At 65.7% G+C, this 23,296-nt stretch carries 24 protein-coding genes; 8 read left to right on the forward strand and 16 right to left on the reverse strand.

The window, feature by feature from the left end:
- Positions 1–20 precede the first annotated feature (20 nt).
- From clsB to ubiE, 12 genes are all read right to left on the reverse strand, one after another.
- The gene (gene clsB / locus ACQ7JA_RS17125) at positions 21–1,181 is read right to left on the reverse strand and encodes a cardiolipin synthase ClsB (RefSeq protein ID WP_430899891.1); all 1,161 of its coding nucleotides are present in this window, start codon (positions 1,179–1,181) and stop codon (positions 21–23) included.
- A gap of 15 nt (positions 1,182–1,196) precedes the next feature.
- Entirely contained in the window at positions 1,197–2,006 is an 810-nt protein-coding gene (locus tag ACQ7JA_RS17130; RefSeq protein ID WP_430899893.1) for an endonuclease/exonuclease/phosphatase family protein, read from the reverse strand.
- Between the two features lie 98 nt (positions 2,007–2,104).
- Complete coding sequence (locus tag ACQ7JA_RS17135) at positions 2,105–2,308, reverse strand: hypothetical protein (RefSeq protein WP_258829111.1); 204 nt, start codon at positions 2,306–2,308, stop codon at positions 2,105–2,107.
- Between the two features lie 376 nt (positions 2,309–2,684).
- A complete protein-coding gene (gene nudB, locus ACQ7JA_RS17140) occupies positions 2,685–3,140 on the reverse strand; it encodes a dihydroneopterin triphosphate diphosphatase (protein ID WP_430899895.1) in 456 nt (151 codons plus the stop codon).
- A gap of 91 nt (positions 3,141–3,231) precedes the next feature.
- Positions 3,232–5,025 carry an aspartate--tRNA ligase gene (gene aspS, locus ACQ7JA_RS17145; protein ID WP_430899897.1) on the reverse strand — a complete coding sequence of 598 codons (1,794 nt, stop codon included), beginning with the start codon at positions 5,023–5,025 and terminating at the stop codon, positions 3,232–3,234.
- A 68-nt stretch (positions 5,026–5,093) separates the two neighbouring features.
- A complete protein-coding gene (locus ACQ7JA_RS17150) occupies positions 5,094–5,681 on the reverse strand; it encodes a DUF502 domain-containing protein (protein ID WP_430899899.1) in 588 nt (195 codons plus the stop codon).
- Positions 5,682–5,740: 59 nt separating this feature from the next.
- Positions 5,741–6,058 carry an FmdB family zinc ribbon protein gene (locus ACQ7JA_RS17155; protein ID WP_430899901.1) on the reverse strand — a complete coding sequence of 106 codons (318 nt, stop codon included), beginning with the start codon at positions 6,056–6,058 and terminating at the stop codon, positions 5,741–5,743.
- 376 nt (positions 6,059–6,434) lie between these two features.
- On the reverse strand, positions 6,435–7,061 hold the full coding sequence (locus ACQ7JA_RS17160) for a methyltransferase (RefSeq protein ID WP_430899903.1): 627 nt from the start codon (positions 7,059–7,061) through the stop codon (positions 6,435–6,437).
- On the reverse strand, positions 7,054–8,640 hold the full coding sequence (gene ubiB, locus ACQ7JA_RS17165; protein WP_430899905.1) for a ubiquinone biosynthesis regulatory protein kinase UbiB: 1,587 nt from the start codon (positions 8,638–8,640) through the stop codon (positions 7,054–7,056). The genes ACQ7JA_RS17160 and ubiB overlap by 8 nt, the downstream gene beginning before the upstream one ends.
- Positions 8,640–9,278 (reverse strand): ubiquinone biosynthesis accessory factor UbiJ, encoded by a 639-nt coding sequence (locus ACQ7JA_RS17170; RefSeq protein WP_430899907.1) that lies wholly within the window; start codon positions 9,276–9,278, stop codon positions 8,640–8,642. The genes ubiB and ACQ7JA_RS17170 overlap by 1 nt, the downstream gene beginning before the upstream one ends.
- A 120-nt stretch (positions 9,279–9,398) precedes the next feature.
- Positions 9,399–10,370, reverse strand: a complete 972-nt coding sequence (locus tag ACQ7JA_RS17175) for a Tim44 domain-containing protein (RefSeq protein WP_430899909.1) — start codon at positions 10,368–10,370, stop codon at positions 9,399–9,401.
- 18 nt (positions 10,371–10,388) lie between these two features.
- Positions 10,389–11,123: a bifunctional demethylmenaquinone methyltransferase/2-methoxy-6-polyprenyl-1,4-benzoquinol methylase UbiE gene (ubiE, locus tag ACQ7JA_RS17180; RefSeq protein WP_430899911.1), complete on the reverse strand. Its 735-nt coding sequence runs from the start codon at positions 11,121–11,123 to the stop codon at positions 10,389–10,391.
- 434 nt (positions 11,124–11,557) lie between these two features.
- Here ubiE and ACQ7JA_RS17185 point away from each other — a divergent pair, with 434 nt between their 5' ends.
- The 7 genes from ACQ7JA_RS17185 (at position 11,558) to ACQ7JA_RS17215 (ending at position 19,192) form a co-directional block, all read left to right on the forward strand.
- Entirely contained in the window at positions 11,558–12,895 is a 1,338-nt protein-coding gene (locus ACQ7JA_RS17185; RefSeq protein ID WP_430899913.1) for a sigma 54-interacting transcriptional regulator, read from the forward strand.
- Between the two features lie 368 nt (positions 12,896–13,263).
- Complete coding sequence (locus ACQ7JA_RS17190; RefSeq protein ID WP_430899915.1) at positions 13,264–15,585, forward strand: hypothetical protein; 2,322 nt, start codon at positions 13,264–13,266, stop codon at positions 15,583–15,585.
- 64 nt (positions 15,586–15,649) lie between these two features.
- Complete coding sequence (locus tag ACQ7JA_RS17195; protein WP_430899917.1) at positions 15,650–16,036, forward strand: hypothetical protein; 387 nt, start codon at positions 15,650–15,652, stop codon at positions 16,034–16,036.
- Between the two features lie 5 nt (positions 16,037–16,041).
- On the forward strand, positions 16,042–16,722 hold the full coding sequence (locus tag ACQ7JA_RS17200) for a C39 family peptidase (protein ID WP_430899919.1): 681 nt from the start codon (positions 16,042–16,044) through the stop codon (positions 16,720–16,722).
- An 11-nt stretch (positions 16,723–16,733) separates the two neighbouring features.
- Positions 16,734–17,237 carry a hypothetical protein gene (locus ACQ7JA_RS17205; RefSeq protein ID WP_430899921.1) on the forward strand — a complete coding sequence of 168 codons (504 nt, stop codon included), beginning with the start codon at positions 16,734–16,736 and terminating at the stop codon, positions 17,235–17,237.
- 36 nt (positions 17,238–17,273) lie between these two features.
- A complete protein-coding gene (locus ACQ7JA_RS17210) occupies positions 17,274–18,779 on the forward strand; it encodes a hypothetical protein (RefSeq protein ID WP_430899923.1) in 1,506 nt (501 codons plus the stop codon).
- A 203-nt stretch (positions 18,780–18,982) separates the two neighbouring features.
- Positions 18,983–19,192: a cold-shock protein gene (locus ACQ7JA_RS17215; RefSeq protein WP_430899925.1), complete on the forward strand. Its 210-nt coding sequence runs from the start codon at positions 18,983–18,985 to the stop codon at positions 19,190–19,192.
- 368 nt (positions 19,193–19,560) lie between these two features.
- Here the strand turns inward: ACQ7JA_RS17215 and ACQ7JA_RS17220 are convergent, their stop codons facing one another.
- Complete coding sequence (locus ACQ7JA_RS17220) at positions 19,561–20,187, reverse strand: LysE family translocator (RefSeq protein WP_430899927.1); 627 nt, start codon at positions 20,185–20,187, stop codon at positions 19,561–19,563.
- Positions 20,188–20,279: 92 nt separating this feature from the next.
- On the opposite strand from ACQ7JA_RS17220, the gene ACQ7JA_RS17225 reads away from it, so the two are divergent.
- The gene (locus ACQ7JA_RS17225; RefSeq protein WP_430899929.1) at positions 20,280–21,221 is read left to right on the forward strand and encodes a helix-turn-helix transcriptional regulator; all 942 of its coding nucleotides are present in this window, start codon (positions 20,280–20,282) and stop codon (positions 21,219–21,221) included.
- On the opposite strand, the gene ACQ7JA_RS17230 is transcribed toward ACQ7JA_RS17225, so the two are convergent.
- From ACQ7JA_RS17230 to ACQ7JA_RS17240, 3 genes are all read right to left on the reverse strand, one after another.
- A complete protein-coding gene (locus ACQ7JA_RS17230) occupies positions 21,154–22,422 on the reverse strand; it encodes an RNA polymerase sigma factor (protein ID WP_430899931.1) in 1,269 nt (422 codons plus the stop codon). The genes ACQ7JA_RS17225 and ACQ7JA_RS17230 overlap by 68 nt on opposite strands.
- 5 nt (positions 22,423–22,427) lie before the next feature.
- Positions 22,428–22,778, reverse strand: a complete 351-nt coding sequence (locus tag ACQ7JA_RS17235) for a YciI family protein (protein WP_430899933.1) — start codon at positions 22,776–22,778, stop codon at positions 22,428–22,430.
- A 98-nt stretch (positions 22,779–22,876) separates the two neighbouring features.
- Complete coding sequence (locus tag ACQ7JA_RS17240; protein WP_430899935.1) at positions 22,877–23,293, reverse strand: gamma-butyrobetaine hydroxylase-like domain-containing protein; 417 nt, start codon at positions 23,291–23,293, stop codon at positions 22,877–22,879.
- Positions 23,294–23,296: the final 3 nt, after the last annotated feature.

Consider the following 23,296-nt stretch of genomic DNA (forward strand, 5'->3'; position numbering starts at 1 on the left):
GGTGTTCCTGTTACTTCCTTTTATGCATAGCCGATCGCGAAGATCCGCATGACCAGTTTATACACCATGTAGGCCGCCCCATAACTCGCGCGGCGCAGCCAGCCGATGTGGGCGAATTCCTCGGCGCGCACGGGCACGCCGTCGAGGATGGCGCGTTCGATATGGGCGCGCATGGTGGCGGCGAAGCGTTCGTCCAGCACCACGACATTGGCCTCCTGGTTCAGGAACAGGGACAAGCCGTCGCAGTTGCTCGAGCCAACCGTCGCCCAGTCGTCGTCGACCACCGCGACCTTGGCATGCAACTGGGTCTTGCGATACTCGACCACTTTAATGCCGTCGGCCAGCAGCTTGGGATAGAAGGAATGCGCCACCGCATCCTGTATAGGGAACTCACCCACCCCAATTAACAGGGTCACTTGCACGCCGCGCCGCGCCGCGTGGGCCAGGGCCTTGCGGAACTTGCGGCCCGGGGCGAAGTAGGGAGTGGCCAGCAGCACGCTGTGCTTCGCGCGCCCCAGCGCCTGCAGGTAGGCGCGCTGGATGGTGGAACGGTTGCGCAGGTTGTCGCGCACCACGAAGGCGGCGCGCGCCGGGTATTTGCAGGTCTGCGGCGGCTCCTTGCGCATCTCCTTGAACAGCTCGATGCGCTGCTTGAGCTTGAGGCGCCCTGCGCGCAGCCACTGGCCTTGCGCCTCGTCGTGGATCTGGGCCACCAGCGGGCCCCTCACCTGCACCGTGAAATCCCAGCGTGGCGCTGCCAGGCGCTGGTGGGCGGCGTGGTCGCACAGCCAGTCGTCGTTGACGTTGATGCCGCCGACAAAGGCGACCGTGCGGTCGACCACCGCGATCTTGCGGTGCGAGCGGGCGATGCCGCGCTTGCACCAGGGGTTGAACACGCGGTACTGCACGCCGGCCTGGGTGAAGATCGCTCCCAGGCGCTGGGCCGGGCGATGTTCGGTGCCGATCCAGTCGACCAGCACGCGCACTTTCACGCCGCGCTGCGCCGCGCGGATCAGGGCGTCGCGGACCATGTCGCCGGTCGGGTCCTCGGCGAAGATATAGGTTTCGAACAGGACGTCGTACTGGGCCGCGTCGAGCGCCTCGATGAGCGCGGGGAAAAACGCGGTGCCGCTTTCCAGCAGGGTGACGTCGTTGTCGTCTACGAAGGTGACGTGGCGCATGGGCGCTGCCGGGCGCTAGCCGAGCTGCAGTTCCGCCACGATGGGTGCGTGGTCGGACAGCTTGGCCCACAGGGGCCCGTGCATCACCTGCGCGTTGTCGACCTTGAAGCCGCGCACATAGATGCGGTCGAGGCGGAACCAGGGCAGCATCGCCGGAAAGGTGCGCGCCGGGGCCAGGCGCGGCTGGCGGCCGGCCCAGCTGCGCACCATGTCGCCGAGGGCCGACTTCGGCCCCAGTTCGTCGAAGACCTCGACGACACCGAGCGCATTGCGCAGGCGATCGCTCAAGGTATTGCGCCAGTCGTTGAAGTCGCCGGCGATGATCACCGGTTCGCCGTTGGATGAGGCGTTGACGGCCTCGATCAGGGCGGCGGTCTGGCGCCCACGGCTGCCTTCGAACAGGCCCAGGTGAACCACGTAGCAGTGAACCTTGCCGGCAGTCGTCTCGAGCACGCAGTGCAGGATGCCGCGCTGCTCGTAGGCGTGGTCGGAGACGTCGTGATTGTGGGAATTCTCGATCGGAAAACAGCTCAGCAGCGCATTGCCGTGGTGACCGTGGTCGTAGACCGCGTTCATGCCGTAGGCGCTGTGGTGCTGTTCGCCCTTGAAATAATCGTACTGCGCCGTTTCGGGCCAGTGCCGGTGCGCATGCTCTTCCTTCCCGTAGCGGGCCTGGAAGCGGTCATGCCTGCCCTGCACTTCTTGCAGGAACACGACGTCGGCATGGAATTCGGCGATTGCTTTCTTCAGGGCGATCACCCGGGGCGTACTGCGCAATGAAGAGACGCCCTTGTGAATGTTGTAGGTAGCCACACGAATTTTCATGGGAACATTCTAACCGCATCGGGCGGTTGTCCTCGTGGAACGAGGCCCAATTGTGCGCTGCCGGGTGATCTGGGTGCGGGTCTAGCCCGCAGTAGGCGTCAGCTGAAGGCGAGGGCCTGGCTGTTGATGGCTTCGTGGCCGCTGACCATCATGCGGCGCGGGCGTTGCGACGCTCGGGTGACGTCGTCGTTGGAGCCCAAAGGTCCGGACAAGCGCAGGCCATTCGACAGGTCGACGTGGAGGCAGCCATTACCAATGCTGATTTCCTTGACCATGTCGTCGAACTTCAGGTGTTGGTCCATTGTCTTTCTCCCAGATGTCTAGTTAGAGTTCCGCCGCGAAATAGTTGCACGCGACTCGTTGGACGATATTCTGAACAGTTCGTCCTGTCAAACGACGAATGTATCGTGCAGATAGGAAATTGTCTAATTTCATTTGGTTACAAATTGTGACAGAAACCCTTGTCACAGTTAAACTTTCATAGGGAAATGCGACAAATTCTTACAAATAGGGCGCGCACAAAGTGCGCTCGCGCACGGAATAAAGTGGTGAATTTGTCCATCCCAACAGGCAGAAAAAAAATATGCATGTTGCGGCATTGAGACATGGAAATTTCTGTTTAGAATCAGTTACTTACCGTAAATTATCAAAGTAAGTAATCAGACCGCAAACACCTACTCAGCAGTATCCGGCCTGGCGGGGCAGCTGCAGGATCGCTTCCGCGTTCGAGGACGAGAAACAGCGGTCTGCGGCCTCCAGATGCGGCAGCCAGGCATACCGCAAGTGTTCGCGTGGACTCAGAATAATCGGGATGTCGCGCGGGACGCAGACAGAGAAAATATGCTCCGTATTGTGGGTGACGCCCGGTGCATAGCGGTGGCGCCAGACGGGGTAGATCTCGTAGACGTTGGAGAGCTGCCAGTCCTGCAGGCGGATCGATTCGCCATCGGCCACGATGCCGGTTTCCTCGAACAGTTCGCGGGTGGCGGCCTGGATCAGGGGTTCGTCGAGGGCGTCGAGCGAGCCGGTGACGGATTGCCAGAAACCCGGGCGGTCGGCGCGTTCGATGAGCAGGACTTCCATCTCGGAAGTATGGATGACGACGAGGACCGATTCGGGGATTTTGTGGGGCATGGGCCAGATAAAACAAACGCGGGCGAAGCCATGGTGTGGCTGCGCCCGCGTGAGTTGAACGCGCGGTCGGCAAAGCCGACCGCCCTACTTCTTAAGCGACTTTCGGCTCGTTGCGCAGGCGGATGTGCAGCTCCTTGAGCTGCTTCTCGTCCACTTCCGACGGCGCATTGGTCAGCAGGTCTTGCGCGCGCTGGGTCTTCGGGAAGGCGATCACGTCGCGGATCGACTCGGAGCCGGTCATCAGGGTGATGAGGCGGTCCAGGCCGAAGGCCAGGCCACCGTGCGGCGGCGCGCCGTATTGCAGGGCGTCGAGCAGGAAGCCGAACTTCAGCTGCGCTTCTTCGGCGTCGATCTTCAGGGCGCGGAACACCTTGCTCTGGACTTCTTCGCGGTGGATACGGATCGAACCGCCGCCCAGTTCCCAGCCGTTCAGGACCATGTCGTAGGCCTTGGCGACGCAGGCGCCCGGGTTGGTCTCGAGCATGTCTTCGTGGCCATCCTTCGGTGCGGTGAAGGGGTGGTGGGTGGCGTTCCAGCGGTCGCCGTCTTCGTCGTATTCGAACATCGGGAAGTCGATGACCCACAGCGGCGCCCAGACGTCGTCGAACAGGCCGGCCTTCTTGCCGAATTCCGAGTGGCCGATCTTCACGCGCAGCGCGCCGATGGCGTCGTTGACGACCTTGGCCTTGTCGGCACCGAAGAAGATCAGGTCGCCGTCTTCGGCGCCCGTCAGTTCGAGGATCTGCGCCAGGACGTCGTCCGAGATGTTCTTGACGATCGGCGACTGCAGGCCGTCACGGCCCTTGGCCTTCTCGTTGACCTTGATGTAGGCCAGGCCCTTGGCGCCGTAGATGGCGACGAACTGGGTGTACGCGTCGATTTCCGAACGCGGCATCGACGCGCCCTGCGGCACGCGCATGCCGACCACGCGGCCACCGGCCATGTTGGCGGCGCTGTTGAACACCTTGAACTCGACCGACTTCATCAGCTCGGTCAGTTCGGTGAACTGCAGTTTCACACGCATGTCCGGCTTGTCCGAACCGTAGGAGCCCATGGCGGTGGCGAAGTCCATCACCGGGAACGGATTCGGCAGGTCGATGCCGGCCGCGTTCTTGAAGACGACGCGCATCATGTCTTCGAACAGGTCACGGATTTCCTGCTCGGTCAGGAAGGAGGTTTCGCAGTCGATCTGGGTGAATTCCGGCTGGCGGTCGGCGCGCAGGTCTTCGTCGCGGAAGCACTTGGTGATCTGGTAGTAGCGGTCGAAGTTGGCGACCATCAGCAGCTGCTTGAACAGCTGCGGCGACTGCGGCAGCGCGAAGAAGTTGCCCGGGTTGACGCGCGACGGCACCAGGTAGTCGCGTGCGCCTTCCGGGGTCGACTTGGTCAGCATCGGGGTCTCGATGTCGATGAAGCCCAGGTTGTCGAGGTACTTGCGCACTTCCATCGACACCTTGTAGCGCAGGCGCAGGTTGTGCTGCATCTGGTTGCGGCGCAGGTCGAGCACGCGGTGGGTCAGGCGGGTGGTTTCGGACAGGTTGTCGTCGTCCAGCTGGAACGGGACCGGCACCGATGCGTTCAGCACTTCGAGCTGGGTGGTGTTGATCTCGATCTTGCCCGACTTCAGGTTGGCGTTGGCGGTGCCTTCCAGGCGGTTCACGACGGTGCCGGTGATGCGCAGGCAGTACTCGTTGCGCACGTGCTCGGCGGCCTTGAACACCTCGGCGTTGTCCGGGTGGCAGACCACCTGCACCAGGCCTTCGCGGTCGCGCAGGTCGATGAAGATCACGCCGCCGTGGTCGCGGCGACGGTGCACCCAGCCGCACAGGCTGACGGTTTGGCCCAGCAGTTCCTCGGTGACGAGGCCGCAGTAGTGAGTACGCATGGAGGACATAGTTTTCGTTCCAGGTTGGTTGGTTCGTTCAGGCCCGGGGGCCAAATATTGTGCTTATTTTATTCGGGAGCGACGACGCCCATCGAAACGATGTGCTTGAGCGCCGCGTCGACCGACATGTTCAGTTCCACGACCTTGCTGCGTTCCATCATCAGGAAGAAGCCCGAGGTCGGGTTCGGGGTGGTCGGCACGTAGACGCTCACGTAGTCGCCCACCAGGTGGTTCTTGACGTCCCCGCCCGGAACGCCGGTCAGGAATGCGATGGTATAGGAATCCGCGTGCGGATACGGGATCAGGACAGGCGTGCGGAAGGCGTTGCCCGAGGACGAGAACAGCGTGTCCGACACCTGCTTGACGCTGCCGTAGAGCGAGCTGACGACCGGAATGCGCTTCATGACGCGGTCGCCCAGGCGCACGACCCAGCCGCCGATCAGGTTGTTGGTCAGCAGGCCGGTCAGGAACACGATGGCGATCGTCAGGACCGCGCCGAAGCCGGGGACGTCCATGCCGAACAGCGAACGCGGCTGCCAGGCTTCCGGTACGAACAGCAGCGACTGGTCGAGCGTGGTGATGATCAGGCTCAGCACCCAGGCGGTGATCGCCAGGGGCACCAGCACCAGCAGGCCGGTCAGGAAATATTTGCGCATCGCGTTCTCTTGTTCTTGTTCAGGGCTGCGGCTTCATCAGCCGCAGCGGGTCATGCTTCTTACGTACTGCTCTTGTCGCCGCCGGTCGCTGCCGGCGCAGGGGCCGGGGTGCTGGCCGTGCTGCCGGCGTCGCTCGAGGCTGCCGGCGCCGCGGCGCCGTTGCTGGCGGCGCTCGTGCCGGTGGCCGGCGGCGTGCCGCCACGGAAATCCGTCACGTACCAGCCGGTGCCCTTGAGCTGGAAGCCCGCGGCAGTCACTTGCTTTTTGAAGGCTTCCTTGCCGCAGGAGGGGCAGGCCGTCAGGACCGGATCGGAAATTTTTTGCAGTACATCTTTGGTAAAACCGCATTCATCGCAGCGGTAAGCGTAAATCGGCATCTGATACTCCGCAAAAATCTTCAAAACCCTGAATTATAAAGCTTTTGCATGCACCCTTGCCTGTTTTGCCCGCAGCAGGCCCGGGGAGACGTCCAGGGAATAGGGCAAAGGTGTTGTTTTTAATCATCGACAAGGCGTGTTTCGTTTGCGCAAGCACAGCCCCGGGTGATTAAATAGCATCTTTCCTCCGAACATGATGGCAGTAGAGAAAGCTCTGCTGCTCAAGGTTAAGAAGAAACAGAAGATTTTGCGCGGCGTATGCCGCCGCTGGTCCGTAGAAGAAAACTGCTTTTCCCGAGCCCGCCTTGTGCGGGCTTTTTCTTTTAGCGGTGCGGGGGCTCGTAGGGTGTTCGGCTTCGCCGAACGCGCGTTCAACTCACGGACGCGCTGTGGCGACGCATGCGTCAGCTGAACGCTGCCAAACGAGCCAACGCTCCTTGCCCGCAAAGATGGGAATCGAATCCGCGACCGCCTCGTCCTCGACGCAATCGAAGTACGGCGCCATCAGGGCGTCCAGCTCGGCGCGTTCGATACCGAACGGCGGTCCCTTCACGGTCCGGTCGAAATAGAAGAACCCCGCCACGCGCCCGCCCTGCCCCAGCAACTCCGCCCAGCGCGCCACGACCCGCGGACGCATGGCGGGCGGCAAGGCGCACAGGAAAGCGCACTCATAGATGAGTTCCACAGGGTGCGCCGGTTCCCAGGCAAAGAAATCCGCCTCGACGACGCGCTCGCCCCACTGCCCTGCCAGCTTTCTCCCCCGCGCCACCGCCTCGGGCGCGAAATCGATCGCCGTTGCATCCCAGCCGGCCTCGCACAGGTAGACCAGCTCGTAGGCGCTGCCGCAGCCGGGAATCAGCGTGACGAAAGAGCGCGCCTGGCGTCCCACGAAATCCCGCAGCGCCGATGGCACCCCGCCCCTGTCCCACGGCGTGAACGACCGGGCGAAACGCTCGTTCCAGAACGCCGGGTCGAGCGGATCGCGGCTGGCGAAGTCAGCCAACGTAGAAATACCAGCCCACCACGGCCATGCCCAGCGCGCCGGTGGTCAGGCCGAGGAAGGTCATCAGGCCCAGCAGGCGGTTGGTGCGGCGCTGCTCCATCAGCACCATGGTCAGCAGCTCGGCCTGGGCCAGCGGCTGGCCGTTGTGGGTGGCGACGCCGGAATGCGCATGGCGTTCGAGGGTCTGGTGCAGCAGGCGCGGCAATTGCGGGAAGATGTGGGCGTAGCGCGGCGCTTCCGCGCGCAGGCGCTCGACCATGCCGCGCCAGCCGACCTGCTCGCCCATCCAGCGCTCCAGATAGGGCTTGGCGGTCTTCCACAGGTCGAGGTCGGGATCGAGCTGGCGGCCCAGGCCTTCGATATTGAGCAGGGTCTTTTGCAGCAGCACCAGCTGCGGCTGGACCTCGACATTGAAGCGGCGCGAGGTCTGGAACAGGCGTAACAGAATCTGGCCGAAGGAAATGTCTTTCAGCGGACGGTCGAAGATCGGCTCGCAGCAGGCGCGCACCGCGGATTCGAGTTCGTCGACGCGGGTATCGCGCGGCGCCCAGCCCGATTCGATGTGGGCTTCGGCCACGCGCTTGTAGTCGCGGCGGAAGAAGGCCAGGAAGTTCTGCGACAGGTAATCCTTGTCGAAGTCGTTGAGGGTGCCGACGATGCCGAAGTCGAGCGCGATGTAGCGGCCGAAGGTTTCCTTCTCCACCGAGACCAGGATGTTCCCCGGGTGCATATCGGCGTGAAAGAAGCCGTCGCGGAAGACCTGCGTGAAGAAGATCTCCACGCCATCGCTCGACAGCTTTTTCAGGTCGACGCCCTCGGCCGCCAGGCGGTCGATCTGCGAGACCGGAATGCCGCGCATGCGCTCCATCACGATCACGCTGCTGGAGCAATAGTCCCAGTACATCTCCGGCACCATCAGCAGGGTCGAATCCGCGAAGTTGCGGCGCAGCTGGCTGGCGTTGGCCGCCTCGCGCATCAGGTCGAGCTCGTCGTGCAGGTATTTGTCGAACTCGGCAACCACTTCGCGCGGCTTCAGGCGCCGGCTCTCGGCCCAGACCTTTTCGATCAGGGCGGCCGCCAGGTCCATCAGGGCCAGGTCTTCGTCGATGGTTTTCTTCATGCCCGGACGCAGCACCTTGACGGCGACTTCCTTGCCGTCCTTCAGGGTCGCGAAGTGCACCTGGGCGATCGAGGCCGAGGCCACCGGCACCCGCTCGAAGCTGGCGAACAATTGGTCGGGGTGGGCGCCGAGGGCCTCGGTGATCTGGGCAATCGCGAGATCCGAATCGAAAGGCGGCACGCGGTCCTGCAGCAGGGACAGCTCGTCGGCGATATCGGGCGGCATCAGGTCGCGCCGGGTCGACAGCACCTGGCCGAACTTGATGAAGATCGGGCCCAGTTCTTCCAGGGCCTGGCGCAGGCGGATCGCGCGCGGCGAGGTGATGCGGCGCCAGAAGAACACGGTGTTCATGAAGCGCGCGGTGCGCGGGGCATGCAGGCTGGTAACGGCGATTTCGTCGAGGCCGTACTTGGTCGCGACAGTCAGGATCTTCAGCAGGCGCAGGAATTTCAGGATCATCAGTTATCCGGGGTCAGGATCACGGTGGTGGCAGCGGCGCTCTGCGCGAGGCGCTGCTCCAGCTTGGCGATGCGCTTGGACGCGCGTTCGACGTCGTCGCGCAGGCGCACCACGTCGGCGGCGAGGCCTTGTACTTGCGCCGGGCGCACCAGCACCGGCTGTTCCTCGAGCAGGAACTCGGCGACATTCTCGGCCAGGCGGCGCCCGCCGCTCACCACCCCGCTTCCCAAGGCGCGGCCGCCTTCGGCGATACGGCGCGCGCCGAGCGGGCCGACCACGCGCTCCAGGTCGTGCTCCGCATCCCAGCGCAAGTCCTTCGACAGGGTCGAGATGGCGTTGGCGAACTCGGCGTCGCCTTCGATTTTTACGTAGGAAAAGGCGCGGTCGCGGTTGGCGGCGATCAGCGGCAGGTCCGTCAGCTTCATGCGGATGGTCACGTTGGCCGGGCCTTCGCCACTGCCGCTTTCCACCATGCCATCGCTTGCCACGCGCAGGCGCAGCTGCAGGTGACCGGTGTCGATACAGGCTTCCTTGCCGGCATGGCGCTTCAGGGCGTCGCGCGCCCAGGCTTCCTGGGCCAGCAAGTGGTTGATGGTGGCAACGGCGGGCGCGGCCAATAGGGCCTTACTTGGGAACATAAATCGCACGTAAGTGAAAGAAAAAAAAACCGCCCGGTGGTGAGTCGGGCGGTTCGATCTTACCAGTTTGCCGGGCACAAGCCCGGCAGCACGGGACATTATCAGAAAATAATGTCTGGATCAGTTGAGTTGCTGAATCCCGGCCAGGACCCAGCCGCTCTGTCCCGACAATGGCTTGGACATGTTCCAGACCTCGACGAAAGGCTCGGCCGGCGCGTTCGGGGCGTTGCGGATCATGCCGTTGAACTGCACGCTGGCCAGGTAGTCGGTGGCGGTGGTCTCGATGCCCAGCAGCTGGCCGTCGATGCTCACCACGTCGGTGAAGTCGACGGCGCCGCCGCGTTCCTGGATCTGCATCTTGAGCTCGGCGAAGACTTCCGGCGAGGTGAACTCGCGCAGGTCGTTGGTGTCGCCACGGTCCCAGGCCGCCTGCATGCGGATGAAGGAGGCTTTCGCGTGGCGCAGGAAGGCTTCCTGGTCGAAGTCGCCCGGCACGCCCCACTGGTTGTGAACCGGCGCGCTACCCGGCTTGCCCAGCGAGACGCCGCCTTGCGCACCCTGGAAGGCTGCCGGCTGGCGCAGGCCGGAACCGATCTCCGGCGTCGGGACGCCGCTGGCGGAAGCGCCCGCCGGCACCGGGTTGGCGTAGTTGTTGCCGAAGGCCGGGTTGGCCGGCGTGTCCTTGCGGCGGAACATGCGCACCACGAAGAGCACGGCCAGCACCAGCAGGCCGATCATCAGGATGGCCGAGATCGCGCTTGCCAGCGCGCCGCCGATGCCGAAGTGCGAGAGCAGCGCGCCCAGGCCGAGGCCCAGCAGGGCGCCGCCCAGGATGCCCTTCCACATGCCGGAGCGCTGGGTGGTGCGCGCGGCCGCGGCGGCGCCTGCCGCACCGGCCGCCGGCACCGCCGCCGGGGCGGGTGCGCGCTGCTGGAAACCAGGTTGCGGCGCCGGCGCCGGGGCCGGCATCTGGCGCACGGCCTGCGACTGGCGGCCGATCGAGCGCTTGCCGCCCATCGGCTTTGCCGTCGCTTCCGCGATCATCGATACGGCGGTGACCGCCAGTACCAGGGTTGCCACGAGTTTTTTCATCACACTTCCTCTTGCCAATTACATCTTGATGCCGGTGTGCAGGGCCGCCACGCCGCCCGTCAGGTTGTAGTACTGGACCCGCTCCAGCCCGACGTCGAGCATCATGTTCTTCAGGGTTTCCTGGTCCGGGTGCATGCGGATCGACTCGGCCAGGTAGCGGTAGCTTTCCGCATCGCCCGCGATCTTCTGTCCCAGCCACGGCAGCACCGAGAACGAGTACAGGTCGTAGGGCTTCTGCAGCGGCGCGATCACCTTCGAGAATTCCAGCACCAGCAGCTTGCCGCCGGGTTTGAGCACGCGGCGCATTTCCGCCAGCGCCTGGTCCTTGTGCGTCATGTTGCGCAGGCCGAAGGCCACGCTGACCCGGTCGAAATAATTGTCCGGGAAAGGCAGCTTCTCGGCGTCGCACAGCATAGTTGGGGTCACGAGGCCCTTGTTCAAGAGTCTATCCCTGCCCACGCGCAGCATCGATTCGTTGATGTCGGTGAGCCAGACCTCGCCGGTGCGGCCCGCCTGCTTCGCGAAGGCCTTGGCCAGGTCGCCGGTGCCGCCGGCGATGTCGAGCACCTTGAAGCCGGGGCGCACGCCGGCCTGGGCGATGGTGAACATCTTCCAGGCGCGGTGCAGGCCGGCCGACATCAGGTCGTTCATGACGTCGTACTTGGAGGCGACCGAGTGGAAGACCTTGGCGACTTCCTGGACCTTCTGGTCCTCGGCGACGGTCTTGTAGCCGAAGTGGGTGGTGTTGGTCATATCTGCGAGCGGTTGAGGGTTGTCGCATTATACAAGGCCGCCGCCGGCTGACCCGTCCAGCCCCGCGCGCCGGTAGCCGGCGCGGCGCGACGACAAGTTGCACGACGCATGATGAAAGAATTGATGGCCCCCCCCTCCCCTCATGCGCCTCCGCTCCTGCCAAACGCTTGCCGGCCAGCGCCGTGGGCGGCGCGCGGGACCGACTCGACAATATCATGCGCTAAGGCATTGATTCCCGTGGGAATTTTATCGGTGCAGATTACCAACTCAACAATTCCTGTGCGCCTAAAACCTCTGGTTTCTGTTTAAATAATGCCTAATCGTTGTCGGACAAATCCGGCAACCTCTACCGGGGGTTTGCCTGACCTTCTGCCCGGCATTCCGGCCGACAGCGCCGTCCTGCATTACCGTAATAACGAAGAAAAACGAGGTTAATGGTGTCGGTCAAGCGACTGTTATGCATTACGAATGAAGGGAGCGCAGGGGTCCGCGCGGCCTGCGGGGAGCTGCGCGGCTGGGACGTCTGCACGGTCGACAGCATTCAGGCCGCCCGCAAGGTGCTCGCGCAGCAGCACTATCCGGTCGGGCTGCTGCTCGACGGCGACGGCAGCCTCGAGCACGACGACACCGAACGCTTCCTGCAGCAACATCACCACATCCGCTGGATCGGCGTGTTCAATTCCGACTTGCTGCACCGGCCCCAGCTGCGCCAGGCGATCGCCACCCACCTGTTCGACTTCCATACCCGTCCCGTGGACACGGTGCGCCTGCACCACTCGCTCGGCCACGCCCACGGCATGGCGATGCTGGCCAAGTCCACGCCGCCGCACAAGCGCCTGGACAGCGCACGCCGCATCGACGGCCAGTCGGCGGCGATCCGGCGCCTGCGCGCCCACATCGACAAGATCGCCGCGGTCGACGCGCCGGTGCTGATCGCGGGCGAAAGCGGCAGCGGCAAGGAACTGGCGGCGCAGGAAATCCATGCGCAATCGCCGCGCGCCAGCGGCCCCTTCATCGCAATCAATTGTGCAGCCATCCCGCCGGGCCTGATCCACTCCGAGCTGTTCGGCTACGAGCGCGGCGCCTTCACCGGCGCGGCCAAGGACAAACCGGGCCTGATCGAAGCGGCCTCGGGCGGCAGCATCTTCCTGGACGAGATCGGCGACCTGCCGCTCGACCTGCAGGCCAGCCTGCTGCGCTTCCTGCAGGAACGCACCATCTACCGGGTCGGCGGCACCCGCACCCTGCCGGTCGATGCGCGCGTGATCGCCGCCACCCACGTCGACCTGCCCAAGGCGGTGGCCGAGGGACGCTTCCGCGAAGACCTGTACTACCGCCTCAGCGTGTTTCCGATCCGCGTGCCGCCGCTGCGCGAGCGCAAGGACGACCTGCCGATGCTCACCGAGATTATTTTCAATAAATACGCGGACGAAAAAAGCCCGCAGGTAAAAGGCGTGAGCAAGCAGGCCCTGCGTGCGATGGCCCAGCACGACTGGCCGGGCAATATCCGCGAACTGATCAATCGCATGCGGCGCGCCATGGTGCTGGCGGAGAACCGCCTGATCATGCCGGAAGACCTGGAACTGGCGCCGCAGGACGACGCCATCATCCTGCGCGACGGGCTCGACAACTCGCGCGGAAGCGCCGAACGCACCGCCATCTGGAACAGCCTGGCCCGCTGCGGCAACAACATCAGCCAGGCCGCGCGCGACCTCGGTGTCTCGCGCATGACGCTGTATCGCCTCATGGCCAAGCACTCGATCGCCCCCTGATCGGCGCGCAGGCCTCTCCCGGCGCGCCCTGCGCCCCGCCTTGTTTTTCCTTCCCAGATTCCTACGTTATCACAGCAATTTTCCGGGCCGTGGCGTCACGCCACGCCCTTCGCTGCGTTACAGCTTGATACAGTCTGGTGACAATCACGTTACAACTGTCACAAGGTTGAGACACTTTTTTCTCGAGTTATTGAACTGCCTCATCAAGTTAGTCCTACAAACTTTCTTTCCGTAAAAACACTCAATTTAATCAAAGACTTGCGCGCAAAACCGAAGCTGGCACGCTAAGTGCTTATAGGGAGATGGACCGGTTGTCATTTAGACACCGGGCATATCAACTTATTGAGTGACATATAGGGGAGTAACAGATGAAGCGCACTATCCTGGCGATCGCGATCGCATCGGCATTCGGTCTGGCCCACGCACAAGACGGCAACACCACCGTCGACCGCGTCCGTGGCGACAACACCCAAACCACGAGCATCGACCGTTCGAACAACAGCACCAACACCACGGACAACACCAACAACAGCCAGCGCACGAACACGACCACGACTACCACGACGAACACCGATAACAGCGATCGTTCGGACAACAGCCAGCGCACCGACACCACGACCAACACCGATAACAGCCAGCGCACCACCACGAACACCACCACCAACAACACCGACGCGTCGGACAACAGCGACCGTTCGGACAACAGCACCACCAGCACCAACAACTCGCGCGACAACTCGGGCCAGAACCGCAGCTCGGGCAACTCGGCCGCTTCGGCTGCCGCGTCGGCCGCCGCCAACAACGGCGGCGATGCGACCTCGAACATGTCGAACTCGTTCAACACCTCGAGCGCGAATGCGACCAGCAACCTGACCGGCACCGTGACCGGCAACAACATCAACAACATCGGCAACGTCGCCGCCAACAGCGGCAACGCCAACGGCGCACGCGGCAACGGCGCAGCCGGCGGCGCGGCCAACGGCGGTGACGCCAGCGGCTCGAACGGCGCGGCCGGCGGTTCGGCTTCGGGCGCCAGCGGCGCGGCCGGCGGCGCAGGCGCGTCGGGCATGAGCGGCGCAGCCTCGAGCGGCGCAGCCTCGGTCGGCAACGCAGCCGGCGGCGCAGGCGGCGCAGGCGGCAACACCGGCAATGCCGACACCGGCAACGGCGGCGCGGGCGCAGCCGGCGGCGCAGGCGGTGCGGGCGCGGCAGGCGGCATGGGCGGCAACGGCGCCGCGGGCGGCGCAGGCGGCATGGGTGCGGGCGGTAACGCCGGCGGCGCTGGCGCGGCCGGCGGCATGGGCGGCGCTGGCGGTTCCTCCGCCGCTACCGGCGGCATGGGCGGCGCCTCGGGCGCCACCGGCGGCGAAGCCGGCGGCTCGAGCGCAACCGGCGGCGCAGGCGGCGCGGGCGCCGCAGGCGGCGGCGCAACCGGCGGCCTGGGTGGCGCAGCCACCGGCGGCATGGGCGGCAGCACCGGCGCGCAAGACGGCGGCAACGGCGGCAGCGCCGGCTCGACCACCTCGGGCGCCGGCGGCATGGGCGGCGGCTCGGGCGCCACCGGCGGCGCGGGCGCTGCCGGCGGCATGGGCGGCGCAGGCGGCGCGGCAGGCGCAACCGGCGCGGCCACCGGTTCGACCGCATCGTCGAGCGACACCGCCAGCGGCGGCATGGCCTCGAACGGCGACAACACCACCACCTCGGGCGCCGGCGGCATGCCGGGCAGCTCGGAAGCCGGCGGTGCAGGCGGCGCCAGCGGCGCGGCGGGCAGCACCAGCGGCGCGGTCTCGGCCGGTTCGGGCAGCACCGGCGGTTCGGCCAACACCGGCGGTGACGCCATGTCCGGCGCCGGCGGCACCGGCGGCGCAGGCGCTGCGGGTGGCGCAGGCGGCTCGGGCGCTGAAGGTTCGGCAACCGGCGGCGCCGGCGCAGCAGGCGGCGCGGCCACCGGCGGCATGGGCGGCGCAGGCGCGGGCCTGAGCGGCACTGGCGGCGCAGGCGCCTCGGGCACCGGCGGCGCAGGCGCCTCGGGCACCGGCGGCGAAGGCGGCATGGGCGGCGCAGGCGCGGCAGGTTCGGCCACCGGAGGTACCGGCGGCGCAGGCACCTCGAACGGCGGCGCAGGCGCTTCGGGCACCTCGACCGCTGGCGCGGGCGCGGCAGGCGGTGAAGGCGGCATGGGCGGTGCAGGCGGCTCGGGCGGCGACGGCGGCATGGGCGCAGCCGGCGGCGCAGGCGCGGCAGGCGGCGAAGGCGGCGCGGGCGCGGCAGGCGGCACCGGCGGCAACGGCGCGGCAAGCGGCTCTTCGTCGAACACCAGCGGCTCGGGCGCAGCAGGTGGCGCCGCCACCAACGGCGATTCGGCCAGCGGTTCGGGCACCTCGGGCGCGGCCACCGGCGGTAACGGCGGCGCAGGCGGCCAGGGCGGCACCTCGACCGGCGGCGCAGGCGGCATGGGCGGCTCCAACACCGGCGGCGACGCCACCGGCGGCAACGGCGGCATGGGCACCGGCGGCAACGGCGGCACCCAGAACGTGACCACCGGCGCCTTCGACATGTCGAACGCCATGTCCAACGTCGCCTCGGGCGCAGCCGGCATCTCGGTGATCAGCCAGAACAACGGCTTCTCCTCGCTGATCCAGCAAAGCGTCAACGTTCAGTCGAACATGAACGTGGGCAGCGGCCAGTAATCCAGGCCCGGAACCGCGGCGCGTCCTTGGGCGCGCTGCGGTTTTCTCAACCAGGGGAGATCACATGAAACCTGTGTACCGAATCATGCTGGCGGCGCTGGTCGCGCTCCCGTTCGGGGCCCAGGCCGCCGAACCGGAGAAGCTGCCGGTCCGAATCAGCTTCCTGTCCGAGGTGAACGTGGCCCCGGCGGCGCGCGGCGTCGCCAGCAGCTGGGAAGCGAGCGACAGCGCGCGTCTCGAGCGCACTACCGGCAAGGACGACACCATGCACGCGGAGTCGGTCCTCGGCGGCACCGTCGGCAACAACACGGCGGTCAACACGGTGAGCGGCAACAACGTCATCGACAGCGGCTCCTTCGCGAACTCGCAGGGCCTGCCGGTGGTGATCCAGAACAGCGGTTCGAACGTGCTGATCCAGAGCGCCACGACCATCAACCTGCGTCTGCAATAGGCCTCATGAACAAGACCTTCGCCATTGGCACTGTCCTGTGCGGCGTGTTGCTGGCGCCCCGGTGCCCGGCCTCGACAATCGATTTCGCGGTCGGGCAGCGGGCCAACGTGCCGGTCACCAGCCTCAAGGAAATCAAGTTTCGCAGCACCACCCGCCAGCAGTTCGACTTCAGCTGCGGCTCGGCCGCCGTCGCAACCCTGCTGACCTACCATTTCAACACCCCGGTGACGGAAAAGGCGGTCTTCGACCAGATGTACGCCAACGGCGACAAGGCCAAGATCCACAAGCAGGGCTTTTCCATGCTGGACATGAAAAACTTCCTGGCTTCGAAGGGCTTCATCGGCGACGGCTTCCAGCAGCCGCTCGACAAGCTGCTCGAAGCGAAACTCCCGGCCATCGTCCTGATCACCGATCGCGGCTACAACCACTTCGTCGTCATCAAGGGCGCCGAGGACGGCCGCATCCTGCTCGGCGACCCGTCCGCCGGCACCCGCTCGGTCACACGCGAGCGCTTCATGGAGCTGTGGACCAACCGGCTCCTGTTCGTCATCTACAAATATCCCGGCCAGGTTGCCTTCAACGTTCCCGAGCAATGGCGCGCCGCACCGCGCGCACCGCTGGGCAACGGCATCAACCTGGAACAGTACAGCCAGAGCCTGCCGAAATTCGGCCCTGGCGACTTTTGAAAGGATTTACCATGCAATGGCTCACACACGCATGCCGGGCCTTGCTGGCCACACTGCTCGCCGGGGCCTGCGGCGCCTCGCTTGCCGCCGACGGCCCCGAGGGCTGGACGGCGGTCGACGCCGACACCCTCGACGGCGCGCGCGGCGGCTTCGAGACGCCGGGCGGCCTCAATCTCTCGCTGGGGATCGAGCGGGTCGTTTCGATCAATGGCGAAGTCATGTCGCGCACCAATGTCGCGATTTCCGACCTGGGCACCGTCTCGGCCGACCAGCTGGCCCAGGCCCGCGATGCCTTGGGCAGCGCCCGCCTGATCCAGATCGGCAACGGCAATATGGTCGCCCCCGACCTGGGCCTGGCCAATGGCGCCACCTTGGTCCAGAACACCCTGAACGACCAGACCATCCAGACCTACACCACGATCACCTCGACCGTGAACAGCATGGCCCTGATCAAGGACCTGAATTTTCACTCGACGATACGCGACGCAATCGTGCGCTCGGCAGGAAACCTGTAGTATTGCAATATTATTAATTTGCCGACGGAGAGACGGATGTATATCCCCCTTGCGCGCATCAAGGCCGCCGGACTGGCGGCCATGTTGATGGCGCCGGTCGCCCATGCGCAGCAGACCCCTGGCACAGAGCAGGACCGCAGCCAGGAACTGGCCACCCTGAAAGCCGAACTGGCCGCCCAGCGCGAGCTGGTCGACCGCTTGATGCGCGAACTGCAGGCGCAGCGCGCCAAGATCGAACGCATCGAAGAACGCCGCGACGACGCGACGCCGGCGCTGGCCGATGCGATCGTCCTGCCGCCGCGCATCGAAGACCGCCTGCTGGACGAGCAGCGCGGCACGGGCGGGCAGAACGGCGGTGCGCCCAACAACGGCGCGCAGAACAACGGCCAACAGAACAATCAGCAGAACAAGGCGCAGGCCAACAAGGTGGCGCAGAACCAGCAGCAGCAAAACCAGCAGCGGCCGCCGACCAATCCGCCCCCATCGACCCCGGCCCCGGTGGGCGGCCAGGCCCCGGCCCAGCCGGCGGCGCGTAACCAGTCCCCCGCCCAGAACACCGCGAGCCGCAACCCGAACGACCAGCGCCCGCCGGAAGTGGCGCCGCTGTTCGAGGCGCCCGGCGTGCTGACCCCGCGCGGCAAGTACATCCTCGAGCCGGCGCTGCAGTTCGGCTACTCCTCGAGCAACCGCGTGGCCCTGGTCGGCTATACCGTGATCCCGGCGCTGCTGATCGGCCTGGTGGACGTGCGCGAGGTGAAACGCAACACCTTCACCGGTTCGCTCACCGGCCGTACCGGCCTGAGCAACCGGATGGAGGTCGAGCTCAAGGTGCCGTATGTGTACCGTTCGGACGCCACCGTCAGCCGCGAGATCTTCACCGGCACCGCCGCCGAGCGCGTCTTCAGCACCAGCGGCAAGGACCTGGGCGACGTCGAGATCGCCACCCGCTACCAGCTCAACAACGGCGGCGCGGACAAACCCTATTACATCGGCGGCCTGCGCTACAAGTCGACCACCGGCAAGGACCCCTTCGAGGTCGTGACCGACTGCCAGACCCGCTGCATCGGCGAAAACGTCACCGGCACCGGCCTGCCGCTGTCGCTGCCGACCGGCTCGGGCTTCCACTCGCTGCAGGGCAGCCTGACCTGGCTCTTCCCCTCGGACCCGGCGGTCTTCTTCGGCAACATCAGCTACCTGCACAACTTCAAGCGCAGCAACGTCACCCGCCTGGTGCGCGACGGCGTGCGCGAGCCGCTGGGCGAGCTGGAACCGGGCGCCATCATCGGCTTCAACTTCGGCATGGGCCTGGCCCTGAACGAGAAGGCGTCGCTGAGCCTGGGCTACGACCACAGCACGGTGGGCCGCATGAAGCAGAACGGCCGCACGGTGCCAGGCTCGGTGCGCACCCAGCTGGGCACCCTGCTGCTGGGCTATTCCTACCGCCTGAGCGAGAAGCGTTCGCTGAGCGTGGCGGTGGGCGCCGGCGTGACCCGCGACACCCCGGACGTCTCGCTGACGGTGCGCATGCCCTTCAGTTTCTGATCGATTGCAGGATGCTCCTGCCCACCTTTGGAGACGGGCGGTGTGGGTAAAAGTTGACGGTGCGCACGATTGAAAAATTCTTGTCACCGTTTTAAAAAATTGTCTCTATAATCACTTTTGCAATGTTAAGCGCACCATCGGTCCTGAACCCCTGGGTACGCGAACAGGGCGATAACACAGATAAACTTAATGAGGGAATTACCATGGCGACTGGCACTGTAAAATGGTTCAACGATGCTAAAGGTTTCGGCTTCATCACCCCGGACGGCGGTGGCGAAGACGTCTTTGCGCACTTCTCGGCTATCAATGCGAACGGTTTCAAGTCGTTGGCGGAAAACCAGCGCGTGAGCTTCGACATCACCGCCGGCCCGAAGGGCAAGCAGGCATCGAACATCCAGGCGCAAGCACAGTAAGCACGCCGCCCCTTCGAGGGCAGGTCGATCAGGGCACGTCCAAGGACGTGCCCTTGTCTTTTCCGGCCGCACTTCCCCCTTTAATTGGGGTTAATTGGGGTCAGAGTCAAATTGTTTGCCAATTGATCCTGCGATCTGCCGCGTGAGCATCAAAAACTACTCCTCCGCCATTGCCACAAGACTCTTAGCGAATAATTTGACTCTGACCCCAATTAGGTTTGCCGCGCTTGCCGCCCACCCAAATGAGGGTCAGAGTCGAATTGTTGGGTACGATCTTCAACTCAATTGGCCGCTATGAAGATCAATTGGGCGACGTCCGTTGACGGCAGAATGTTGGTGAATAATTTAACTCTGACCCTCATTGTTGGTCAGGTCCAGCCTTGCAGCACGGTGAGTAGGGAGGCACCGACCAGGACGGCGCCTACCGCGCGTGCCGCCGCCAGTCCGGCGCGCGGGTTCCCGCCCAGCCAGCGCTGGGCTCGCAGCGCGCCCGCCGCCACCGTGCCGTAGACCATCGCCTGCGTCAGCGCCGTGATCAGGCCGAGCAGCGCGGCCTGGGTCCACAAATGGCCGCGTTCCGGATGCAGAAATTGCGGGAAGATCGCCAGCATGAAGACATAGGCTTTCGGATTGAGCAGGCAGGTGAGCATCCCCTGCAGGAAGACCGGGCCGCCCCGTCCCGCACGCGCTTGCGGCAGCGCCACGCCTTCGCGCGAGCGCAGCAGGTTCCAGCCGATCCAGGCGATGTAGACGGCGCCGGCCAGCAGCACGGCGTTGAACAGGGGTGGCCACACTGCCAGGATGGCGGCCACGCCCAGTACGCCCATCAGGACGTGGGCCACGCCGCCCAGCATGATGCCGCCGACCGCCGCCATTCCCGCGCCATTCCCGCCGCGCAGCGAGCTGGCCAGCACGAAGGCCATGTCGAGGCCGGGCAGCGCGATCACGCCGAAGACGACCACGAAGAACAGCCCCAGTTGTGCGAAGTCCGCCATTGTTTTTCTCCTTTTCGATAACACTGCGGATGACAAAACAGCACGATAAGGGCGAATCAGGACATAATCGGTCCTGATTTTCTGGAGCTCGAATGAAACCGACGACCCGCGTGCTGGCGGTGCTGGAACTGCTGCAGGCCCATGGCCAGGTCAGCGGCGCCGAGATCGCGGCGCGCCTTGAGGTGGACGTGCGCACCGTCCGGCGCTACATTGCCATGCTCGAAGAGATGGGCATCCCCGTGACGGCCGAACGCGGGCGCGCCGGCGGTTACGCGCTGGTGGCCGGGTTCAAGCTGCCGCCGATGATGTTCAGCGAGGAGGAGGCCCTGGCCCTGTCCGTCGGCCTGCTGGGCGCGCGCAGCCTGGGGCTGGAGCGCGCCGCGCCGGCCATTGCCGGCGTCCAGGCGAAACTGGAACGCACCATGCCCGCCCTGCTGCGCGAGCGCGTGCGCGCGGTGGCCGAAACCGTCCAACTGGATGTGCGGCGCGCGGCCACCGGCGCCGGCAGCGCCGCGCTGGGCATCCTGTCGGTGGCGGCGCGGGGTCAGGAGCGGGTTCACCTCAACTACGTCGATGCGGCAGGCAGCACGACCCGGCGCGACATCGATCCCTACGGCCTGGCCTACCACGGCGGCTGCTGGTATGTGGTCGCACACTGCCACCTGCGCGCCGACCTGCGCTCCTTCCGGCTCGACCGCATCGATGCGCTCACGCCCCTCGGCCGGCGCTTCGAGCGGCCGCGCGGTTTCGATGCGCTGGCTTACCTGGTGCGCTCGGTGGCCACGCTGCCGCGCGCGGTCGCGATCGAGGTGCTGCTCAAGACGACCCTGGCAACCGCGCAGGCGCAGTTCTTCGACACCATCGGCGTGTTCGAACAGGTGGAGGATGGGGTGGTGATGCACAACCAGTCCGACGATATCGACTGGTTCGCACGCCAGTTGGCCGCCCTGCCCTTCGGCTTCGAGATCAGGAAGCCGGGCGCATTGCGCGATGCGGTGCGGGCGTGTGCACACAATCTCCTTGCGCAGCTCTAGCGCGGGCCAGCAGCCAGGCGCGTTCGACCTCATTCCCGGCCAGGCCGGCGGCGTGGACGTAAGCAGCACTGGCCGCATGCATGTCGCCCAGGCGAAGGTGGAACGCGGCGCGCGCGGCATGCAGGTAATGCGAGCCTTCCATGTCGTCCAAGTGTTCCAGCGCGCGCAGTCCTTCCTTCGGGCCACTGGCCATCCCGTGGGCGACCGCGGCGTTCATGCGCACCACCGGCGTGGGAAGGTGGCGCAGCAGGGCGCCGTAGAGGGCCGCGATCTGCGCCCAGTCAGTAACTACAGCGCGTGCCGCCTTGCTGTGCAGGGCCGCGATGGCGGCCTGGATCTGGTAGGGCCCGGAACGGCGCAGCGCCAGCGCTTCGTCGAGGATGGCCAGGCCTTCGCGGATCGCATCGCGGTCCCACAAGGAGCGATCCTGCTGTTCCAGCGTCAGCAGCTCGCCCACGTTTGAAACGCGCGCCGCACTGCGCGCATGGGTAAGCAGCATCAGGGCCAGCAGGCCCCGCACTTCGGCGTCGGCCGGCATCAGCTCGCGCATCAGGCGTCCCAGGCGGATCGCCTCCTTGCACAGGTCCAGCCGCACCAGCCGCGCGCCCTCGGTCGCCGCATAGCCTTCGTTGAAGACCAGGTAGATCACCTGCAGCACGATGGCCATCCGCCCGGGCAGCTCGCTTTCAACGGGAATCACGAAGGGGATGCGGGCTTCTGCGATCTTGCGCTTGGCGCGCACCAGGCGCTGGGCGGTCGTGGCCTCGCTCTCGCAGAAGGCGCGGGCGATCTCGCGCGTGGACAGGCCGCACAGGGTGCGCAGGGCCAGTGCGCTCTGCGCGCGCGGATGCAGGGCCGGATGGCAGCACACGAAGATCAGGCGCAGCCGGTCGTCGTCCAGCTGTCCCTCGTCTTGCTCCTGCGGCGGCTCGGCCTCGAGACGGGCGAGCACCGCGCCCGAATCGTCCAGGGTGCGCGCCGCGCGGCGCAGGATGTCCAGGCCGCGGTTGCGCGCCACCGTCGTCAGCCAGCCCGCCGGATTGTCCGGCAAGCCGTCGCGGGGCCAGCGTTCGAGCGCCCGGGCGTAGGCGTCCTGCAGCAGGTCCTCGGCAAGGCCGATGTCGCCGAAGCGGCGGATCAGCCCTGCCAGCACCTTGCCGCCCTCGCGCCGGCAGACTTCGCCGATGACGCGCGCTTCCACGGGCTTCAGCCGTTATGGACGAGTGGCCGCAGTTCGATCGATCCCTGCGCGGCCGAGGGGCAGCGGGCCGCCCACTTGATGGCCTCATCGAGATTGTCGCATTCGATCAGCATGTAGCCCCCGAGCTGCTCCTTGGTCTCGGCAAACGGCCCGTCGCTGCAGACCACCTTGCCGCCGCGCAGCCGCACCGTGGTGGCAGCGTGGACAGGGGCCAGCTCGGAGCCGCCGCGCAGGACGCCGGCCGCCTCCATCTCCTGCGCATAACGGCCATACTCGGCCATCAGGGCGGCCAGGCCGGCCTCCGGCATGTCGCTGTACAGCTGCTCGTCGGCGTAGATCAGGGTCATGTATTCCATGCTCGTTCTCCCAAAAGGTCACCCGGACGTCCGGGCGCTGGCATGACGAATGACATTGCCGCATATCGACAGAAATGTCGACGGGGGAGAACAAAATGTTAGTGCTTGTGCCCGCAGCCGCCATGGACCGGCGCGCCCGGCAGCCCGGTACCCGGTTCGCGGCCGCTATCGCCTGCGAAACCGGCCGCGTGCAGGCGGTCGAGGTACTGCTGCCACAGCGAGCCCTGCTCGCTGCCCAGCTTGTGCAGGTAGTCCCAGGTGAAGATGCCGCTCGCGTGGCCATCGTCGAACAGGGGCTTGATCGCGTAGTTCCCGACCGGCTCCACGCCCGTGATGCCGACTTCTCGCTTGCCGACCTGCAGCACTTCCTGGCCGGGTCCATGGCCCTTCACTTCGGCAGAGGGCGAGTACACGCGCATCAGCTCGAAGGGAATCGAAAAGCTGCTGCCGTCGTCGAAGGCGATTTCCAGCACGCGGGATTTCTGGCGGACGGCGATGTCGGTTGGGTTGGGCATGGA

The organism is Massilia sp. BKSP1R2A-1 (genome assembly GCF_050586525.1).
GTDB lineage: Bacteria > Pseudomonadota > Gammaproteobacteria > Burkholderiales > Burkholderiaceae_D > Telluria.

Coding starts and splice junctions, on each gene's coding strand:
- ACQ7JA_RS17175 (WP_430899909.1), bottom strand. CDS start 10,370: ATGAAAAAACTCGTGGCAACCCTGGTACTGGCGGTCACCGCCGTATCG.
- ACQ7JA_RS17155 (WP_430899901.1), bottom strand. CDS start 6,058: ATGCCGATTTACGCTTACCGCTGCGATGAATGCGGTTTTACCAAAGAT.
- nudB (WP_430899895.1), bottom strand. CDS start 3,140: ATGCCCCACAAAATCCCCGAATCGGTCCTCGTCGTCATCCATACTTCC.
- ACQ7JA_RS17200 (WP_430899919.1), top strand. CDS start 16,042: ATGAACAAGACCTTCGCCATTGGCACTGTCCTGTGCGGCGTGTTGCTG.
- clsB (WP_430899891.1), bottom strand. CDS start 1,181: ATGCGCCACGTCACCTTCGTAGACGACAACGACGTCACCCTGCTGGAA.
- ACQ7JA_RS17240 (WP_430899935.1), bottom strand. CDS start 23,293: ATGCCCAACCCAACCGACATCGCCGTCCGCCAGAAATCCCGCGTGCTG.
- ACQ7JA_RS17135 (WP_258829111.1), bottom strand. CDS start 2,308: ATGGACCAACACCTGAAGTTCGACGACATGGTCAAGGAAATCAGCATT.
- ACQ7JA_RS17190 (WP_430899915.1), top strand. CDS start 13,264: ATGAAGCGCACTATCCTGGCGATCGCGATCGCATCGGCATTCGGTCTG.
- ACQ7JA_RS17235 (WP_430899933.1), bottom strand. CDS start 22,778: ATGGAATACATGACCCTGATCTACGCCGACGAGCAGCTGTACAGCGAC.
- ubiB (WP_430899905.1), bottom strand. CDS start 8,640: ATGATCCTGAAATTCCTGCGCCTGCTGAAGATCCTGACTGTCGCGACC.
- ACQ7JA_RS17205 (WP_430899921.1), top strand. CDS start 16,734: ATGCAATGGCTCACACACGCATGCCGGGCCTTGCTGGCCACACTGCTC.
- ACQ7JA_RS17185 (WP_430899913.1), top strand. CDS start 11,558: ATGGTGTCGGTCAAGCGACTGTTATGCATTACGAATGAAGGGAGCGCA.
- aspS (WP_430899897.1), bottom strand. CDS start 5,025: ATGCGTACTCACTACTGCGGCCTCGTCACCGAGGAACTGCTGGGCCAA.
- ACQ7JA_RS17170 (WP_430899907.1), bottom strand. CDS start 9,278: ATGTTCCCAAGTAAGGCCCTATTGGCCGCGCCCGCCGTTGCCACCATC.
- ACQ7JA_RS17210 (WP_430899923.1), top strand. CDS start 17,274: ATGTATATCCCCCTTGCGCGCATCAAGGCCGCCGGACTGGCGGCCATG.
- ACQ7JA_RS17225 (WP_430899929.1), top strand. CDS start 20,280: ATGAAACCGACGACCCGCGTGCTGGCGGTGCTGGAACTGCTGCAGGCC.
- ACQ7JA_RS17220 (WP_430899927.1), bottom strand. CDS start 20,187: ATGGCGGACTTCGCACAACTGGGGCTGTTCTTCGTGGTCGTCTTCGGC.
- ACQ7JA_RS17215 (WP_430899925.1), top strand. CDS start 18,983: ATGGCGACTGGCACTGTAAAATGGTTCAACGATGCTAAAGGTTTCGGC.
- ACQ7JA_RS17130 (WP_430899893.1), bottom strand. CDS start 2,006: ATGAAAATTCGTGTGGCTACCTACAACATTCACAAGGGCGTCTCTTCA.
- ACQ7JA_RS17195 (WP_430899917.1), top strand. CDS start 15,650: ATGAAACCTGTGTACCGAATCATGCTGGCGGCGCTGGTCGCGCTCCCG.
- ubiE (WP_430899911.1), bottom strand. CDS start 11,123: ATGACCAACACCACCCACTTCGGCTACAAGACCGTCGCCGAGGACCAG.
- ACQ7JA_RS17150 (WP_430899899.1), bottom strand. CDS start 5,681: ATGCGCAAATATTTCCTGACCGGCCTGCTGGTGCTGGTGCCCCTGGCG.